General features: G+C 73.7%; 17 protein-coding genes. 1 reads left to right on the top strand and 16 read right to left on the bottom strand.

Annotated features, from left to right (window positions below):
* Positions 1–6 precede the first annotated feature (6 nt).
* The 9 genes from IPL61_39505 to IPL61_39545 form a co-directional block, all read right to left on the bottom strand.
* Complete coding sequence (locus IPL61_39505; GenBank protein MBK9037268.1) at positions 7–2,742, bottom strand: serine/threonine protein kinase; 2,736 nt, start codon at positions 2,740–2,742, stop codon at positions 7–9.
* A 30-nt stretch (positions 2,743–2,772) separates the two neighbouring features.
* On the bottom strand, positions 2,773–3,384 hold the full coding sequence (locus IPL61_39510; protein MBK9037269.1) for a sigma-70 family RNA polymerase sigma factor: 612 nt from the start codon (positions 3,382–3,384) through the stop codon (positions 2,773–2,775).
* A 92-nt stretch (positions 3,385–3,476) separates the two neighbouring features.
* A complete protein-coding gene (locus tag IPL61_39515; GenBank protein MBK9037270.1) occupies positions 3,477–4,190 on the bottom strand; it encodes a DUF2293 domain-containing protein in 714 nt (237 codons plus the stop codon).
* A 64-nt stretch (positions 4,191–4,254) separates the two neighbouring features.
* Entirely contained in the window at positions 4,255–4,851 is a 597-nt protein-coding gene (cdd, locus tag IPL61_39520; protein ID MBK9037271.1) for a cytidine deaminase, read from the bottom strand.
* The gene (locus tag IPL61_39525; protein MBK9037272.1) at positions 4,848–5,714 is read right to left on the bottom strand and encodes a purine-nucleoside phosphorylase; all 867 of its coding nucleotides are present in this window, start codon (positions 5,712–5,714) and stop codon (positions 4,848–4,850) included. Before IPL61_39525 ends, cdd begins: the two co-directional genes overlap by 4 nt.
* Positions 5,715–5,737: 23 nt before the next feature.
* Positions 5,738–7,069, bottom strand: coding sequence for a thymidine phosphorylase (locus IPL61_39530; protein ID MBK9037273.1), 1,332 nt, complete (start codon positions 7,067–7,069; stop codon positions 5,738–5,740).
* Between the two features lie 162 nt (positions 7,070–7,231).
* Positions 7,232–7,957, bottom strand: a complete 726-nt coding sequence (deoC, locus tag IPL61_39535) for a deoxyribose-phosphate aldolase (protein MBK9037274.1) — start codon at positions 7,955–7,957, stop codon at positions 7,232–7,234.
* A 232-nt stretch (positions 7,958–8,189) separates the two neighbouring features.
* Positions 8,190–8,762, bottom strand: a complete 573-nt coding sequence (locus tag IPL61_39540; protein ID MBK9037275.1) for a hypothetical protein — start codon at positions 8,760–8,762, stop codon at positions 8,190–8,192.
* A gap of 106 nt (positions 8,763–8,868) precedes the next feature.
* On the bottom strand, positions 8,869–10,440 hold the full coding sequence (locus IPL61_39545; GenBank protein MBK9037276.1) for a protein kinase: 1,572 nt from the start codon (positions 10,438–10,440) through the stop codon (positions 8,869–8,871).
* 126 nt (positions 10,441–10,566) lie between these two features.
* Here IPL61_39545 and dnaB point away from each other — a divergent pair, with 126 nt between their 5' ends.
* A complete protein-coding gene (gene dnaB, locus IPL61_39550; protein MBK9037277.1) occupies positions 10,567–11,922 on the top strand; it encodes a replicative DNA helicase in 1,356 nt (451 codons plus the stop codon).
* A gap of 73 nt (positions 11,923–11,995) precedes the next feature.
* On the opposite strand, the gene IPL61_39555 is transcribed toward dnaB, so the two are convergent.
* From IPL61_39555 to IPL61_39585, 7 genes are all read right to left on the bottom strand, one after another.
* Positions 11,996–12,445 carry a 50S ribosomal protein L9 gene (locus tag IPL61_39555; protein ID MBK9037278.1) on the bottom strand — a complete coding sequence of 150 codons (450 nt, stop codon included), beginning with the start codon at positions 12,443–12,445 and terminating at the stop codon, positions 11,996–11,998.
* A 16-nt stretch (positions 12,446–12,461) separates the two neighbouring features.
* Complete coding sequence (locus IPL61_39560; protein ID MBK9037279.1) at positions 12,462–12,770, bottom strand: 30S ribosomal protein S18; 309 nt, start codon at positions 12,768–12,770, stop codon at positions 12,462–12,464.
* 2 nt (positions 12,771–12,772) lie between these two features.
* Positions 12,773–13,225: a 30S ribosomal protein S6 gene (gene rpsF, locus IPL61_39565; GenBank protein ID MBK9037280.1), complete on the bottom strand. Its 453-nt coding sequence runs from the start codon at positions 13,223–13,225 to the stop codon at positions 12,773–12,775.
* Positions 13,226–13,526: 301 nt separating this feature from the next.
* Positions 13,527–15,137, bottom strand: a complete 1,611-nt coding sequence (locus IPL61_39570; GenBank protein MBK9037281.1) for a hypothetical protein — start codon at positions 15,135–15,137, stop codon at positions 13,527–13,529.
* Between the two features lie 203 nt (positions 15,138–15,340).
* Positions 15,341–15,979: an aminoacyl-tRNA hydrolase gene (locus IPL61_39575; protein ID MBK9037282.1), complete on the bottom strand. Its 639-nt coding sequence runs from the start codon at positions 15,977–15,979 to the stop codon at positions 15,341–15,343.
* A gap of 35 nt (positions 15,980–16,014) precedes the next feature.
* Positions 16,015–16,743 (bottom strand): 50S ribosomal protein L25, encoded by a 729-nt coding sequence (locus IPL61_39580; GenBank protein MBK9037283.1) that lies wholly within the window; start codon positions 16,741–16,743, stop codon positions 16,015–16,017.
* 88 nt (positions 16,744–16,831) lie between these two features.
* Positions 16,832–17,776, bottom strand: a complete 945-nt coding sequence (locus tag IPL61_39585; GenBank protein ID MBK9037284.1) for a ribose-phosphate pyrophosphokinase — start codon at positions 17,774–17,776, stop codon at positions 16,832–16,834.
* Positions 17,777–17,894 lie beyond the last annotated feature (118 nt).

Genomic DNA, 17,894 nt, shown 5'->3' on the forward strand with positions numbered 1-17,894 from the left:
CGCGCGCTACCGCGTCGCGTCGACCAGCGACCGCAGGATCAGCACCTCGGGGTGCTCGGGCCCGCGACCGTCCACCAGGATCGCCAGGGCGCGCTCGAAGGCCGCGTGCGCGGCGGCGCGGTGGCCGGTCGCCTGCGCGATGCGACCGGTGACCTCGTGGACCTTGGCCATCATGTACGAGTCCGCGCCCGCGACGCGCGCGATCGCCTCGGCCCGGGCGACGGCGGCGCGGGCCTGGGCGTAGCGTCGGTCCCGGATCATCAGGTTGGCCAGCGCCAGCTCCATCGAGTCGCCCGGCGGGAAGGCCCCGATGCGCCGCTGGTTCGCGAGCGCGTCCACCAGCGTCGCCTCGGCGGCGCGCCAGGCGCCCTGCGCGGTCTGGACGTTGGCCAGCATGCGCGCGGCCTCGATGGTCTTCTGGTGGCCAGGCCCGAGCACCCGCTGGGCGATCTCGAGCGCGCGCCGGATGTGGCGATCGGCGAGCGCGACCTCGCCGAGATCGTTGCACACGCGCGCCAGGTCGGTGAGCGTCACGACCAGCACGACCGAGTCGGGGCCGCTGGTCTCCTCCTTCAGCGCCAGCGCGCGCTCGAAGTGCGCGCGGGCGGCGGGCCAGTCGCCGGCCCGGTACTCGACCTGGCCGGCGGTGGTCCAGACCACCGCCAGGTGGCGATAGCGCGGGCCGTAGTTGCGCTCGAGCACCGCGGCCGCGCGCGCGAGGTACGCGCGCGCCGCGTCGGGGTCGTCGAGCTGGCTGGCGATCGACCCGAGCCGGTTGAGCTTGCGCGCGAACTCGACGTTCTCACCGAACTCTTGCTCGTGCAGGGCCAGCGCCTCCTCGTAGCGGGCGCGCGCCCCGGCGTGGTCCGACTGCTTGGCGGCGAGATCGCCGAGCGTGCCGAGCAGATCGGCGCGGAGGCGCACGGTGTTGCCGGCGCGCAGGACCGCGGCCTCGACCACCGCCACCATCTGCGCGGCCGCCGCCGGCTGCTCGAGCCGAGCGACCAGCGTGTCGAGCACGAGCAGCCACGCCCGCGCCGCGATGCGATCATCGCTGGCCTCGGCGGCGAGCTTGGCGACGTCCTCGAACTCCGCGACCGCGCCGTCGAGCCTGCCGGTCGCGACGTGCATCACCGCGAGCGTGAGCCGGGCCTCGGCCGCGAGCGACTTGCGCCCGGTCGCCTCGGCCCGCGGCACCACCGCGACGGCCGCGGCCAGCGCCTCGGGCACGTGTCCAGCCGTGCGGGTGACCTCGATCTGGCCGAGGATCGCCGACACCGCCTCGATCTCGGCCCGCGCCGCGGGCTCGGTCGGCAGCGGCGCGCTCGTCGCCAGGCGGGTCAGATCGGCGCACTCGTCGATCGCCGGCAACCCGTCGACCAGCGGCGCCGGATCGCTGGCGGTCGCGAGCTCGCCGAGCGTCGCCTCGAGGCTGACCCGGGCTCGGTCGAGGCACAGCTCGCGCAGCTCGAGCAACGCGAGCGGCTGGGTCCGGCGCACGTGGGTGTCGGCGCACGCGGTCGCGCGCTCGGTCCGCCAGGCGGTCATCCAGGCGTCGAGCCGCGTCAGCGCGAGGTCGCCGGGCCGCGGCGCCAGGGCGGCGCGCAGCCGCGCGGCCACCGCGAGCCCGTCGGTCTCCTGCAGGCACGGCGCCACCTCGGCGGCGTGGGTCCGCGCCCCGCGCCACGACGCGAGCGCGACGCCGGCGCCCAGGAGCGTGACCCCGGCGAACGTGATCGCGACGATCCGCCGGCGGGTCCGCTGAGGATCGCGCGCGAGCGCGGCCAAGAGCGCCGACATCGTCGGCCACCGCGCGCGGGCGTCGTGCGCCAGCGCGCGCCGGAGCGCCGCCTCGACGTGCCCTGGCATCGGCCGCGCTGGGGCGCCGAGCGGCTGCGCCTGCGCGGCGCGCAGCTCGTCGCTGGTGCCGCCGTCGAACGGTCGCGCGCCGGTCAGCGCCTCCCACAGCGCGACCGCGAACGCGAACTGATCGGCGGCGGCGCCGACCGGCTCACCGCGGTGCTGCTCGGGCGCCATGTACGCGGGCGTGCCCATCACCGCGCCGGTCCGGGTCAAGGTCGCCGTCGTCGTCGCCGGTCCGTCGTCGTCGTCGGGCGCGCCGTCGGTCGACCACGGCACCGGCCCCTGCACCAGGCCGAAGTCGGCGACCCGGACCCGGCCGTCGGCGCCGATCAGCACGTTGTCGGGCTTGAAGTCGCGGTGCACCAGCCCGGCGGCGTGGGCCGCGGCCAGCCCGCGCCCGGCGCCGAGGTAGAGCGCCACGATCTCGCGCCAGGTGCGCGGCTGGCTGGCCAGCCACGAGCGGGCCGTGCCGCCGTCGACGTACTCCATCGCGACGAACGGGTGGCCCTCGTACGTGTCGATCTGATAGACGGTGACGACGTTGGCGTGGCCGAGCTGCGCGATCGCCGACGCCTCGCGGATCAGCCGCTCACCGCCCGGCCCGGCCGCGCCGGCCGCGTGCAGCTTGATCGCGACGTCGCGCCCGAGCCGCTGATCCCGCGCGAGGTAGACCACGCCCATGCCGCCGGCGCCGAGCGTGCGGACGATCCGGTAGCTGTCGGCGAGGAGCTGCCCCGGGACCAGCGCGACCGGCGGCGGCCGCCGCCCCATCCCGAGCACCGCCCGCACCAGCGCGTCGCCGGCGGTGCTGGCCGCGTCGCCTTCGTCGCCATCGGTGGGCGCGTCGCTGAGCGCGGGCTCGGGTGGCGGCTCGGCCATCGGCGCCATCCTACCCCGGGTTGACGCGCGTCACGGCATCAGCTGATGGGCCTCGGCGAGCGCGCGCAGCTGGGCCTTGAGGCGCTCGTAGCGCTTCCGCAGCGCCGCGACCTCCCGCACCGACGGCGGCGCGGCGGCGGCGTCGCCGGCGAGCACGCGGGCGATGTCGGCCCAGGCCATGCCGCCGTCGAGCCGCAGCCCCAGCAGCAGCTGATCGTCGGGCTCGAGCGTGTCGCGCAGGGCCGCGAAGCCGTCCTTGACGTCGGTGCGCAGGTGGACCGCGGTGGTGGTGCGGACCTGGGCGACCAGCGCCGAGAGCTCGGGCACGTCGGACAGCGGCACCTGCCGGCGCTGGCGCTCGCGGTCCCGGGTCCAGCGGTGGAAGCCGTGGCGGGTGATCGTGTAGGCCCAGACCCGGAGCGAGCTGTCCCAGCGGAAGGCCGGCAGCCCGCGCCACAGGCTCTCGCACACCCGCGCGAAGATCTCGCTGGCGGCGTCGGCGTCGCGCGCGAGCCCGACCAGGAACCCGTACAGCTCGGGACCGTAGGCGCGGATCGCCGAGGTCGCGACCGCGTGGAGATCGCCGGCGTCGTGCGAGCGCCGCAGCTCGGCCTCGAGTACCTCGCGCTCGGCGGCGTCCATGCCTGGCGACCGTAGCACCCAATCGCGGGCCCCGGCCGGGGCCCGCGCTCGAGGTCGCCGCGGCGACCCGCCTGGCGATCGGCGCTCGCCGATCAGCGGTCGGCGGAGGGCGCGGCCGGCGCCACCGCCGCGGCCGGGGCGATCGCCGCGCACAGCGGGCACGCCCGCACGCCGTGGGGCACGTCGACGCGGTGGAGATCGAGCACCGCCCGCGAGATCTGGGCGAGCTCGCGCCGGACCGCGCGCCGCTCGCCGGCGACCCGCGCGATGGTCATGCGATCGTAGGCGGTGGTCTGGTGGCGCATCCACGCGATCACCGCGGCCTCGGCGCGCTCGGCCACCGGGATGCGCTGGGTCCGCGCGACCGTGCCGCTGCCGACCGGCGTGGCGTGGGCCGCGACCCGCGCCGCGACCACCCGCGCGACCGGGGCCCAGCACGGCGCGAACCGCAGGAACCCGTGGACCTCCTGCTCGAACGTGACGACGTACGCGGCCTGCGCGCGCTCGCGCCGCGCGACGTCGGCCACGCGCTTGCGGGCGTACCCGTCGGTGGCGCGCTCGGTGGCCAGCGCCGCGCGCGCGGCCTCGACGTTGGCGGCCGGCGCCCACAGGCCCTTCGAGAACGCCTTGCGCCCGCGCTGCTCGATCACCGCCCACGACGGCCCGGCCGCCTTCACGCGTCGGGTCAGGCCGGCGTCGCCCGGCGGCAGGCACACCCAGTCGGCCGGCGGCGATCGACGCGCGCCGTCGGGCGCGACGAACACCCGGGGATCCGCGGTCGGTGCCAGGACGAGCGTCTCGATCATCGCCGCGACCGTGCCTCAGGCCGCCGCGGCGCTCAACGGCTGAACGCGCCGACCGCCAGCCCGATCACCGCGGCGCCGATCCCCACACCCCCGGCGAGCCCGCCGCGATCGCGCTCGGCCACGCGCCGGCCGCCGACGCCGACGCCGACGCCGAACGCCCGGCGACGACCGAGGCGACGATCGCCGTGCCGATCGCGGCGTCCGTCAGCGGCGCCGCGGCGCCGGCCCGCGGCGGCGGCGTGAGCTGCGTGCCGGTGAAGCCGGCGGGGATCAGCTCGGCCACGGTCCAGGTCGCGCGCGCGGCGCCGGGGCCGACCGCGGTCACCGTCGTCGCGCTCGGCGTCGGCGCGAACTCGAGCATGGTCTGGCGGCACATGCCGCACGGCGACGCCGGCGGCGCGATGTCGGTGGCGACGACCAGCTCGGCGAAGTCGCGGTGGCCGGCCAGCGCCATCGCGGTCAGCGCGCTGCGCTCGGCGCAGACGCACAGGCCGTACGACGCGTTCTCGACGTTGGCGCCGGTGAACACCGCGCCGTCGCGCGTGCGCAGCGCGCAGCCGACCCGGAACTTCGAGTACGGCGCGTAGGCCTGGGCCTGGGCCGCGCGCGCCAGCGCCACCAGATCCGGCGTCGCGGCGGCGGCCTTGCGGCGCGCGGTCACGCCGCCCCCAGCTCGCCGCGGGTCACGAGCGCCGCGAGGATGCCGTCGAGCAGGCCCTCGAACGTCGCGCGCACCCGGGTGGCGGTCTCGGTGACCTCGTCGTGGGACAGCGCCGCGCCGGTGATGCCGGCGGCCTGGTTGGTGATGCACGAGACGCCGATCACCCGCGCGCCCATGTGCCGGGCGACGATCACCTCGGGCACGGTCGACATGCCGGTGGCGTCGGCGCCGACGATCTGCAGCATCCGCACCTCGGCCGGCGTCTCGTAGCACGGGCCCGGCATCGCCGCGTAGACACCCTCGGCCAGGGTCACGCCCTGCCCGACCGCGACCTCGCGCACCAGCGCGCGCAGCTCGGGCGCGTAGGCCGTGGTCATGTCGGGGAAGCGCGGGCCCAGGCGGTCGTCGTTGGGGCCGCGCAGCGGGTGATCGCGCAGGAAGTCGAGGTGATCGCGGATGAGCATCAGCGTGCCCGGCGCCCAGCTCGGGTTGATCCCGCCGGCGGCGTTGGTCACCACCAGCACGCGCGCGCCCAGCGCGACCAGCACCCGGGCCGGGAACGCGACCTCGGCCGCGCGGTGGCCCTCGTACAGGTGCACGCGGCCCTGCATCGCGACGCAGGTGGCGCCGCCCCGGGTCCCGACCACCAGCCGGCCGGCGTGGCCGTGGACCTTCGACACCGGGAAGCCCGGCAGCTCGCCGTAGTCGATCCGGACCGCGTCGTCGAGCCGGTCGGCGAACCCGCCCAGGCCCGAGCCGAGGATCAGGCCGACCTGCGGCGCGCGGCCGCCGAGGCGCGCGCGCACCACCGCGGCCGCGGCGTGGACGCGCTCGTACAGATCGTCGGGAGCGGAAGCGGTCATGCGGTCTCCTGGAGCGGGCGCGGTCAGCGCAGGATCTCGAGCACGCGCGAGGCCGGCGGCGGCGGCACCGCGTGATCGACGAGCGCGATCGCCGCCAGCACCCGCTGCCGGCACGCGTCGAGCCGCGCGTCGTCGTCGTCGCACCACGCCGTCGCCAGCAGATCGCCGGCGCCGACGCGGTCGCCCGGGCGCACCGCCAGCACCAGGCCGACCGCGGGATCGATCACGTCGTCCTTGGTCCGCCGGCCGGCGCCGAGCACCAGCGCCGCCATGCCGAGCTCGTCGGCGGCCATCGCCTCGATCACGCCGGCCCGGGCCGCGACGATCGGCACCCGCCGGCGCGGCTGCGGCAGCACGCGCTCGGGCGCGTCGCACACCGCCGGGTCGCCGCCCTGGGCCTCGACGACCTTGCGGAACACCGCCAGCGCCGAGCCGTCGTCGAGGGCGCGGCCGATCCGCGCCGCGGCCGCGTCGGGGTCGCGCTCGACCCCGGCCAGCACCAGCATCTCGGCGCCGAGCACGACCGTCAGCTCGCGGGTGTCGGCCGGGCCGCGCCCGCGCAGGCACTCGATCGACTCGGCGATCTCGAGGGCGTTGCCGATGTGCGTGCCGATCGGCGCGTCCATGTCGGTCAGCACGCAGGTGACGAGCTTGCCGGCGCCGCGGGCGATCGCCTGCATGGCCGCGCACAGCGCCTTGGCCCGGGCCACGTCCTTCATGAACGCGCCGGCGCCGACCTTGACGTCGAGCACCAGCCCGTCGATGCCCTCGGCCAGCTTCTTCGACATGATCGACGACGCGATCAAGGGGATCGACTCGACCGTGCCGGTGACGTCGCGCAGCGCGTACAGGCGCTTGTCGGCCGGCGCCACGCGCGCGGTCTGGCCGATCAGGCACACGCCCAGCTCGTCGACGAGCTGCGCGAACCGATCGGTGTCGAGGTCGACGCGGAAGCCGGGGATCGACTCGAGCTTGTCGAGCGTGCCGCCGGTGTGGCCGAGGCCGCGCCCCGACACCATCGGCACCGCCACGCCGCACGCCGCCACCGCCGGCGCCAGCGGGATCGAGATCTTGTCGCCGACGCCGCCGGTCGAGTGCTTGTCGATCTTGGGCCGGGCGATCGCCGACAGGTCGAGCACGTCGCCCGACCGCACCATCGCGTCGGCCCAGGCCGCCAGCTCGCGGTCGTCGAGGCCGCGGAAGAAGATGGCCATGAGCATGGCCGCGACCTGGTAGTCGGGGATCGAGCCGTCGGTGACGCCGGCGATGAAGCCGCGCAGCTCGGCGTCGGCCAACGCGCCGCCGTCGCGCTTGGCGCGGATCAGCTCGACCGGGAGACGGGTGGCCGTGGTCATGGGCGAGCGCCTCGGGAGCGCGGGGGGGGGGGGGGGGGGGGAGAGGGGGGGGAGGGGGGCGTGGGGGTGGTGGGGGGGGGGGGGAGGAGGGGGGGGGGGGGGGGGGGTGGGGCGCCGGCGCGAGGGCGCGACGGCGGAGGTTCGGCGACGAGCCCGTGTGGCTCAGTAGCCCTTCTTGTCGCCGTCGGTCTTGCCGGTGACGATCGCGACCGACGCCGACGCGCCGATCCGGTTGGCGCCGGCCTGGGCCATGCGCAGCACGTCCTCGGCGGTGCGCACGCCGCCCGAGGCCTTGACCCCGACGTCGGAGCCCACCACCGCGCGCATCAGCGCGACGTCCTCGACCGTGGCGCCGCCCTTGGCGAAGCCGGTCGAGGTCTTGACGAACGCGGCCCCGGCCAGCTTCGACAGCGCGCAGCCGATGACCTTCTGATCGTGCTCGAGCGTCGAGGTCTCGAGGATGACCTTGACCGCGGCCGGGGCCGCGGCCTTGACCACCCGGCAGATGTCCTCGAACACGGTCTCGTAGTCCTTGGACTTGAGCGCGCCCAGGTTGACGACCATGTCGATCTCGCGCGCGCCCTGGCGCACGGCGTCGCGGGCCTCGTAGGCCTTGGCGGTCGGGGTCATCGCGCCCAGCGGGAACCCGACCACGCAGCACACCATCACGTCGGTGCCGGCGAGCAGCGACCGCGCCAGCCCGACCCAGGTCGTGTTCACGCACACCGACGCGAACCGGTACTGCTTGGCCTCGGCGCACAGGGCGACGATGTCGTCGCGGGTGGCGTCGGGCCGGAGCAGCGTGTGGTCGATCAGCTTGGCCATGTCGGCCGGGACCGCGCCGACGCCGAGGGGCGCGCCGACCCGGAGCGCGCCGGCCCCCTCCATCGCGCGCACCGACCACGGCCGGCGGACCACGCACGAGCCGCAGCTCGCGCAGTCCTCGCCAGGCGCGGCGTCGTCGTGGCAGCTGCCGCGGTCGTTGGGCTTGACGACCGCGAGGCTCGGTCCGGCCAGGCGGGCCCGGACCTGTTCGGTGATCAGATCGACCAGGCGATCGACGTCGGACATGGGTTGGCCACTATATACGATGCCCCGGCGGCCGGGGGCCGGTCGGGGGTCAACGGGCCAGCGTCAGCGCGAGCCCGACCCGATCGCGGCCCACGATCGGCGCCACCTGCACGCGCCCGGCGCGGCGGCGCCGCACCAGCCCCGGCGTCTCCCACAGGTCCCACGCCGTCCACGCCACCGCGGCGACGCCGAGCAGCGCGCCGGCGCCGATCATCACGCCGCCGGTGGCCCGGGCGCCGGCGCACGCGTCGGTCTCGTTGCAGCCGAAGCCGATGACCAGCGCGCCGGTGACCACGCCGAGGCCGCCGACCACGATCATCGCCGGCCGCGCGACGCCGCCGACGAGCGCCCGGCGCCGGGCGCCGCCCGCCAGGAGCCCGGTCATCGGGCCGACGCCGAGGGTCAGCGTCGCGGCCGCCGCTGCGGCCAGCTTGCGCTCGTCGCGGCCGTCGTCGGCGGGCAGCCGATCCGCGCTCGACCACAGGTACGCGCCGGCGACCAGGCCCGCCGCGGTCACGCCCAGCCCGATCGCCTGCGCGGTCTCGGGCGCGACCGGCTCGGCCCGGGCCGGCGACGCCACCACGAGCACCAGCGCGCACATCGTCGACGGGATCCAGCGCATGCGTCGACGGTACGCGCGCGCCGCGCCCGCCGCGCACGCAGGTCATGGCACCGCCTGACCGCGCGCCGCACCGCGACCGCAGGTGCGGCAGGTGGGTCGGGTGCGGCTAGAGGTCCCGGCCGAGCCGCACGGTGATGTCGGCGCCGCCGGCCAGCGGCTTCATCGCCTGCTTGCCCGGCGCCCGCACCGGCGCCTGCTTGCCGACCGCGGGCGCGATCCACTCGTACTGCGACGGCGACGCGATCACGCCCGGCGTGATCACCGCGGCCTGCCACTCCTCGTCGGTGAGCAGGCGCTTGCCGACGGTCTGGGCGTAGGCCTTCGCGAAGTTGTAGGGCGCGTTGACGACCGGCAGGGTCAGCGCCTTGGCCTTGGGCGCCTTGAGCTTCGGGAAGCCCTTGGCCCACTCGGCGGCCGTCACCGGGCGCGCGTCGACGAACAGCCACGGCGTGCCGTCGGGCCGGGTCACCAGCACCATGCCCTCGGGCGCGGTCGGCAGCGGCGGCGGCGGCGGCGCGTCGGTGGCCTCGGCGACGCCGGCGTCGATCTCGGCGGCGCCGGTGCCGCCGCCGGGCTCGGTGGGCGCGGCCGCGCCGCGGCCGAGGAAGTGGACCAGGCCGCCGGCGAAGACGATCACCGCCAGCGCCGTCGCCGCCCACACCCATTTCGGCAGGCCCTGGGCGCCGACCGCGGCGATCGCGGCCCGGGTCGAGCCGCCGTCATCCTCGAACGCCGGCGGCGCGTCGGCGCCGACGAACGGCGTGCCGGTGTCGAGCCGCGGCCCCGCCGGGGACGCGATCGGCGGCGCGGTCACCGCGCGCCCGTCCTGCAGGTCGGCGATCAGCGCCTCGAGCCGCGCGATCATCGTCGGGTAGTCCGGCCGCTCCGCCGGCTTCTTGGCCATCATCGCCCGCACCAGCTCGGCCAGCTCGGGCGCGACGCCGGGCGCGCGCTCGCGCGGATCGGGCGGCGGGTTCTTCAGGTGGCGCGCGACCACCTTCAGGTACTTGTCCTCGGCCGGGTTGCCGGTCCGGAACGGCGGCAGCCCGGTCAGCAGGAAGTACAGCGTGCCGCCCAGCGCGTAGATGTCGACGCGCTCGTCGATGGTCTCGCCGCGGGCCTGCTCGGGCGCGATGTAGTCGGGGGTGCCGACGACGACCCCGAGCGCGGTCAGCGCCGGCTCGCTGCCGGGATCGACGGGCTTGGCCAGGCCGAAGTCGGTGACCTTGACCCGCCCGTCGAGCAGCCGGACCAGGTTCGACGGCTTGACGTCGCGGTGGATCAGGCCGGCCTTGGCGGCGGCGTCGAGGCCTCGGGCGGCGTCGAGGATGGCCCGGGCCGCGACCACGGACGACATCGGCCCGTCGTCGTCGATCAGGCTGGCGAGGTCGGTGCCCTCGAGCAGCTCCATCGCGATGTACGGCCGGTCCTCGTACACGCCGGTCGCGAACACCTGGACCACGTTGGGGTGGGCGATCGCCGCCACCGCGCGGCCCTCGCGCGTGAACCGGGCCCGCAGCTCGTTCGAGTCCTTGTGCTTCTCCGAGAGGATCTTGATCGCGACCTTGCGCGACAGCCCGACGTCGATGCCGCGGAACACGTCGCCCATCGACCCGGCGCCGATGACGCCTTCGATCTGATACGCACCGATCAGGGTGCCGGACGCGGGCGTGGCCATGCGAGGGCCGACTATATCCCCACCGCCGGCCCGGGCTCGACGCGGGGGCCACATCTTGGCGCCGCCGACGGGTTGATCGCCCGGCGGGCTGCTCGCCCGCCGCCGCTCGCGGTATAAGCGCGGGTCATGGCCGGGCGCGTCTTGCCGCACAATCTCGACGCCGAGGCCTCGGTCCTCGGCGGCGTGTTCCTGCGCAACGAGGTGCTGTCGCAGCTCGACACCCTCGAGGTCGAGCACTTCTACAGCCCGAAGCACCAGGCCGTGTTCATGGCCATGCGCAACCTCGAGGCCAAGGCCCAGCCGATCGACCCGGTCACGGTCGAGGCCGAGCTGGCGCGCCAGGGCAAGTTCGAGGCGATCGGCGGCATGGCGTTCTTGGGCGAGCTGGCGCTGCGCGTGCCGTCGGTCGACAACGTCATCCACTACGCCGAGATCGTCGAGGGCAAGCGCGCGGCCCGGCGGGTGATCGAGGCCGCGGGCGAGGTCGTCGACAAGGGCTACGAGGACGACCTCGAGGTCGGCGAGTACCTCGACATGGCCGAGGGCAAGATCTTCGAGGTCACCCAGCGCAAGGCCAAGAGCGGCCCCGAGCCGATCAAGGGCCTCATCAAGAAGGTGTTCAGCTCGCTCGACGAGCGCTTCGCCTCGGCCGACGGCGTCACCGGCGTGCCGACCGGGTTCGCCGACCTCGACGCCAAGACCGCCGGCCTGCAGCCGACCGAGCTCATCATCCTCGCGGCCCGCCCGGCCATGGGCAAGACCTCGTTCGCCATGTCCCTGGCCCAGAACGCCGCGGTCACCGGCGGCTGGCCGGTCATCGTGTTCTCGCTCGAGATGTCGTCGACCCAGCTGGCCGAGCGCCTGCTCTGCTCCGAGGCCCGGGTCGACTCGAGCGCGCTGCGCCGCGGCCAGCTGCAGCGCCAGGACATGACCAACCTGACCTACGCCGCCAACACCCTGGCCAAGGCGCCGATCCTGATCGACGACACCCCGGCCCTGTCCCTGCGCGAGCTGCGCAGCCGCGCCCGCCGCTTCCGCTCCAACAAGGAGCTGTTCGCCGGCAAGAAGACCGGGCTCATCGTCATCGACTACCTGCAGCTCATGCGCGGCTCACCCCAGACCGCCAAGGCCAGCCGCGAGCAGGAGATCAGCGAGATCTCGCGCGGCCTGAAGTCGCTGGCCAAGGAGCTCGAGTGCCCGGTGATGGCGCTGTCGCAGCTCAACCGCTCGCTCGAGTCGCGCACCGACAAGCGGCCGCAGCTCTCGGACCTGCGCGAGTCCGGCGCCATCGAGCAGGACGCCGACGTCATCCTCTTCATCTACCGCGACGTCGTCTACAACAAGGACAGCGAGACGCCCGACATCGCCGAGGTCATCCTCGGCAAGAACCGCCACGGCGCGATCGGCACCGTCGAGACCCGCTTCGAGGGCCGGTTCACCCGGTTCGAGAGCATCTCGCAGCGCAGCGACCCCAACGGCTGAGCAGGCGCGCCCCGAAAACAGCCGCGGCGCGATCCGTTCAGGACCGCGCCGCCGTCGATCGCGCGAGCGCGAGCTACTTGGCCTTGGACACCACGAAGAACTTGCACGCAGCGGTGACGCCGCTGCCGAGCTTCACGGTGACCTCGTACTTGCCGAGCGCCTTGACCGGCACGTCCATCACCACCCAGCGGTGGTCGATCTCGATGCCCGTCTTCTTGAGCTGCTCCGCGATGTCGCGGCTGGTGACCGAGCCGAACAGCTTGTCCTCGTCGCCGACCTGGCGGTCGAACTGGAGGGTGATCAGGTTGATCCGCTCGGCCAGCGACTCGGCGCCCGCGCGGTCCTTGGCGACCTTGCGCGCGATGACGCGCTTGTCGTGCTCGAGCTTGTGGACGTTGGCGGCCGTGGCCGACACCGCCATGCCCTGGGGCACGAGGTAGTTGCGGCCGTAGCCGGGACGGACCGAGACCAGCTCCCCGGCGGCGCCGAGGTTGGCCACGTCCTGCGTCAGAATGATCTGCATCGCCATGGCGTCCTCCTCACTCTCCGCCGACCGTGATCGGCAGGAGCGCGAGCATGCGCGCGCGCCGCACCGCCGTCGAGATCGCGCGCTGGTGCTTGGCGCACGAGCCGCTGATCCGGCGCGGCACCATCTTGCCGCGGTCGGTGACGAAGCTGCGCAGCAGCTGCGGGTTCTTGTAGTCGATGAGCGTCGTGGTCTCGGCGCAGAAGCGGCAGACCTTGCGGCGGTTCATGCCGCCGCCGCCGCCACCGCCGCCGCCGCCGCGGCTCTTGCCGCCGCGCCGGTCGTCGCTCTTGTCGTCGATGTCTTCGTCGGTGCGCGACATGCTCAGTTCTCCTTACCGGTCGGGGCCTCGGCCACCGGATTCTCGTACTCGTCGTCGTCGTCGCCGCCGCTGGGGGTGTCCCCGCCGCGCGACAGGAAGATGTCCTCCTCGTCGGCGGCCGTCGTCGCGGCGCGCTCGTACGACGCGTCGTCGATCTCGGACGGGCGCGCCTCGGGGTCGATCGACTCGTCGAGGCGGACGGTCATGAAGCGGATGACCAGGTCGAGCATGCGCAGGTTGCGCTCGGTCTCCTCGACCACACCCGCGACGGCGAGGTAGCGCCAGTACAGGTAGATGCCCTTGCGCTCCTTGGCGACCTCGTAGGCGAGGCGGCGCTTGCCCCAGTTGTCGACCTTCAGGATCTTCCCGCCCATGCCCTCGATGATGCCCTTGACCTTCGTGTTGATCTCGGCGACGCCATCGTTGGCGGTGTTGGGGCGCAGGATGTACACCATCTCGTACTCACGCGACGTCCCCGGGGCGTCGTTGAGGCTCACTAGTCTTGCACTTGCCATCTGATTCCTCGCGGATTGTGCCCGTCCACGAGGGACGAGCGAGGTGAGTGGCGGCTTGTAGCAGAGCGGTCCCCCGAGATCAACCACAGCGGGCCACGTCCGGAAAGCTGGGCGGTTCCAACCGCTTGGAGGGTGGTGTAGACCGCGGCCATGGACGCCTCGGGCGTGACCGCCGACGTCCGCGTGCCCCGGCCCCTGCCTGGGGAGGCCTGGCGAGCTGGCGAGAGGCCTCCCGGGTAGCTCAGTACAAGGCGCCGAACGCGCCGATGAGCTTGGTGCGCTTCTTGTCGCCGTAGATCGCCGTCGGGTACGCGGTGCCGTCGTCGTTGCGGGCGAAGCGGGCCGGGACGCCGACCTTGAGGCCGGCGGCGTAGGCCGTCGGCACCGACACCGGCGTGGCGGTGCTCGAGCGGGTCTCGGTGCCGGTCTTGGCGCAGTAGCCGCGGTAGATCAGCTTGCCGGTCTTGAGGTCGATGCCCGAGACCTTGTTGGTCTCCTTCCACTGCTTGCAGACCGTCTCCTTCCAGGTCTCCTTCTTGAACGTGATGTCGAAGGCGTCGCCGTTGGCCTTCATCGTCGCGATCGTGCCCATCGACCCAGCCGCGCTGGTGTTGGCGTAGAGCACGACCGGCTTGGGCAGGCCGAGCGGATCGTTGCCGCGGTCGGTGTCGAACTCGATCTTCTCCGACGCCAGCGCGTACCAGATCTGGGTGCGCACGCCCCAGTGCTGGGCGTAGCCGGTCGACCAGTCGCTCCAGAACTTGCGCGCGGCGTCGTTGCGCACGAAGCACACCGCCGCGGCCGCGGCGAGCTGGCTGCCGACGTTGTCCTTGAAGACGTCCTTGAGGTCGTCGACGGTGCGCGGCGCCCGGGCCTTGAGGTACGTCGCCAGGTGGGTGACGAGCTGCTCCTCGCAGCCGGCCATGAGCTTCTTGTTGTTGGCCCGCGCATCGTCGACGAGCTTGCCGGCCCAGGCCAGCGCGTCGGCGTAGGTGCCGCGCTCGTCGGCCCAGGCCTTGGTCGCCGCGGCCGGGAGCGCGTCGATGACCTTCGCGACGCCGTCGTCCTTGGCGGCCTCGTCGGCGAACTTCTTGGCCTGGGCCGCGACCGCGCGCTGCAGGCGCACGAAGTTCATCTTGGCCTCGAGCCGGTGGCGCGGATCGACCGTGGGCCCGGCCAGCTCCTGGTCGAAGCGCGCGCGATCGAGCGCCTGCGCGTCGGCCTTGCAGATGGCCCAGCGGGCGATGCTGCCGTGGTAGCCGTCGACGCACAGCGTGACGAACGCGACCTTGAGGTGCTCGGACGGCGCGGCGGTGGTGTCCAGCAGCTGGGCGTACGACATGAAGTCCATGCCGTACGACGTCTCGATCTGCTCGCTCGCCGCCAGCGCCTGCATGCGCCCGGCGAGCTCGCCGAGGCGCGCGTCCTTGGGCGCCTTGGTCGGCGTGTCGATCCGCGCGCGATCGGGGTTGGCCAGGATCGCGAAGTCGGCGAGGTCGGCCTTGCCGAGCCCGTAGAACGTCAGGAAGCTCTGCCACAGCGGCAACAGCTTCTGCTGCAGCGGCGGGTTGCCGGGGAACTTGCACAGCGCGTTGGCCAGGAACAGCGCGGTGTCGAGCGTGGCCTCGGCCGGCGCGACGCCGTCCCACTGCGACGCGACCTGGTTGGCGACGAAGTCGGGGTCGGCGCCACCGGTCAGCTTCTTCGGCTCGATCGAGGCGCAGAACGCGGCCTGGGGCCCGGTCATCGACGCCTTGATCCAGCCCTCGCGATCCTTGTTCTTGTCCGGCAGATCGGCACGGGCGACGCTGCCGCCGAGGGCGGCGGTGACGAGGATGACGGCGGCGGACACGAGCGGCGACTTGATCATGGTGGCGGGGGGTCCTCTCGAGGGGAGCTGCGCGCCAGCGGGGCGCGGGCTCGGTGTAGAAGCTCGCCTCGCTCATATCAAGGCGCGTGCCAGCGCGCGAGCGGGTATCTGCGGCCAGGGGCCGCGCCCGCGGCTTGGCGCCGTGCCACGGCTGGCAGGTGGTGCCACGGCTGGCAGCGCCAACCTTAGCCGACGGCGGGCTTGCCGTTGAACTCGTTCATCGCCGGCGTGACGCCGAGCCCGACCACGGCCTCGATCGCGTCCGCGGCCCGCGCCAGCAGCGCGTCGACGGTGCCGGCCTGGGACGCCGGGAAGTCGGCCAGCACCCAGCCGGCGACGTCCTTGTCGCCGGCCTTGCCCTTGGGCAGGCCCCCGTCGGCGGTGCCCGGCTTGGGCCCGGGCTTGCCGACGCCGATGCGGACCCGGGCGAAGCCGTTGGCGCCGCACTGCTCGATGATCGAGCGCAGGCCGTTGTGGCCGCCGTGGCCGCCCCCGGTCTTGAGCCGCACCATCCCGAAGTCGAGATCGATCTCGTCGTGGACCACCAGCGTCTGCGCGAGGTCGACGCCGTAGAACTTGCCGGCGCGCTGGACCGCGAACCCCGACAGGTTCATGAACTCCTGCGGCTCGAGCAGCACGACCTTCTGCCGACCGCGCGGCGTGACGATCACGCCGGTGGCGGAGCTGCCGCCCAGCTTGCCGCCGCTGCGCAGCTCGCCCAGCCCGTGGCGCGCGGCCACCAGCTCGACGGCGCGGAACCCGACGTTGTGCCGGTTCCGCGCGTACTTCGTGCCCGGGTTGCCCAGGCCGACGACCATCCACATCGCAGGTCAACGGTGCGGGCGCGGGGCCCGCGCCGTCACTTCTTCGCGGCGGGCTTGGCCGGCGCGGCCTTGCCGGCCGCAGCCGGAGCGGCCTTGGCGTCCTTGCCGCCAGCCGCCTTCGCGTCCTTGCCAGCCGGCGCAGCCACCGCGGCGGCCTCGGGCGCCGCGACGACCTCCTTCTCGGCCTCGGGCGCGACCATGCTGATCACCGCCTCGCGGCCCGCCGTCACTGGCTTGACGCCCTCGGGCAGGACGATGTCGCTGACGTGGAGCACGTCGCCGATGTCGAGCGGCGAGATGTCGAGCTCGAGCTTGACCGGGATGTCGGCCGGCTTGCACTTCACCTCGAGCGAGCGCATGACCGTGTGGGTCAGGCCGCCGTTGATGACGCCCGCCGGCTTGCCCACGAACTCGAGGGGGACCACCGCGGTGACCTCCTTGTTCGGGTCGATCGCCAGGAGGTCGACGTGGGTGATCTCGCGGCGGATCGGGTGGAGCTGGTAGTCGCGGACCAGGGCCGACAAGGTCTTGACCGACTTGCCGCCGTCCTCGATCGACAGCTCGATCACCGTGTTCTGCTTGCGCACGGGGTCGAGGGCGGCCTTGAGCGCCTTGACGTTCACCGTGATGTTGAGCGGCTCGATGCGTCCGTCGGTCGACTCGCCGTAGCACACGCCCGGGACCAGGCCCGACGCGCGCAGGCGGTGAGCAGCGCCCTTGCCAGCGCCGGTGCGGAGATTGACGGTGAGCTGTCCGACTTGCATGACGAAATCCTCTGGCAGTGCGTTGCGGTGGTACCGGCGCGGGTCTGGGCGCGGGGCCCGGAGGCTTACCCGAAATCCTGGCCGACCGCTACATGAACAGTGAGCTGATGGAATCCCCGTGATGAATCCGCTTGATAGCCTCGCCCAGGAGCCGGCCGACCGACTTGACCCGGACCTTGCCGCAGGCCGCCCCGGCCTCGGACAGCGGGATCGTGTTGGTCACGACCACGTGCGACAGCGGCGACTCGGAGATGCGGGCGACCGCCTTGCCCGAGAACACCGGGTGGCTGGCGCAGGCGGCGACCGAGGCCGCGCCGGCGTCCATGATGGCCTTGGCGCCGTTGGTCAGCGTGCCGGCGGTGTCGATGATGTCGTCCACGATGACCGCGCGCTTGCCCTTCACGTCGCCGACGATGTTCATCACCTCGGACACGTTGGCCGCGGCCCGGCGCTTGTCGATGATCGCGAGCGTCGAGCCCAGGCGCTTCGAGAACGCGCGGGCCCGCTCGACGCCGCCGGCGTCGGGGGACACCACGACCGTGTCGTCGCCGCCGTAGCCGAGCGCCCGGAGCTCGTCGATGAGCACCGGCATCGCGAACAGGTGGTCGAACGGGATGTCGAAGAAGCCCTGGATCTGGCCGGCGTGGAGGTCCATCGCCAGGGCGCGGTCGGCGCCGGCGGCGGTGATCAGGTTGGCGGCCAGCTTGGCCGTGATCGGCGTGCGCGGCTTGGACTTGCGATCCTGCCGGGCGTAGCCGAAGTACGGGATGATCGCGACGATCGAGCCGGCCGACGCGCGCTTGAGCGCGTCGATCATGATCAGCAGCTCCATCAGCGACTGGTTCGGCGGCGAGCAGGTGGGCTGCACCACGAAGCAGTTGACCCCGCGGACGTTCTCGCCGATCTCGACGTAGATCTCACCGTCCGAGAAGTGGGTCACGTCGGCGCGACCCAGCGGGATCTCGACGAACTTGCACACCTCTTCGGCCAGCGCCCGGTTGGCGTTGCCCGTGAAAATCGACAGTGCCTTCAGCACGGCGGTCTCCGGCGTTGGAGGTGGCGTGGCGCCCGACGACAGACGGTGTCAGCGGGTCGCTGCGATCTACTCAAAATCTCCGCGCTGGTCAACGGAAAGCGCTCCCTGTCGACGC

It is taken from the genome of Myxococcales bacterium (assembly GCA_016717005.1).
Classification (GTDB): Bacteria; Myxococcota_A; Polyangia; order Haliangiales; family Haliangiaceae; genus UBA2376.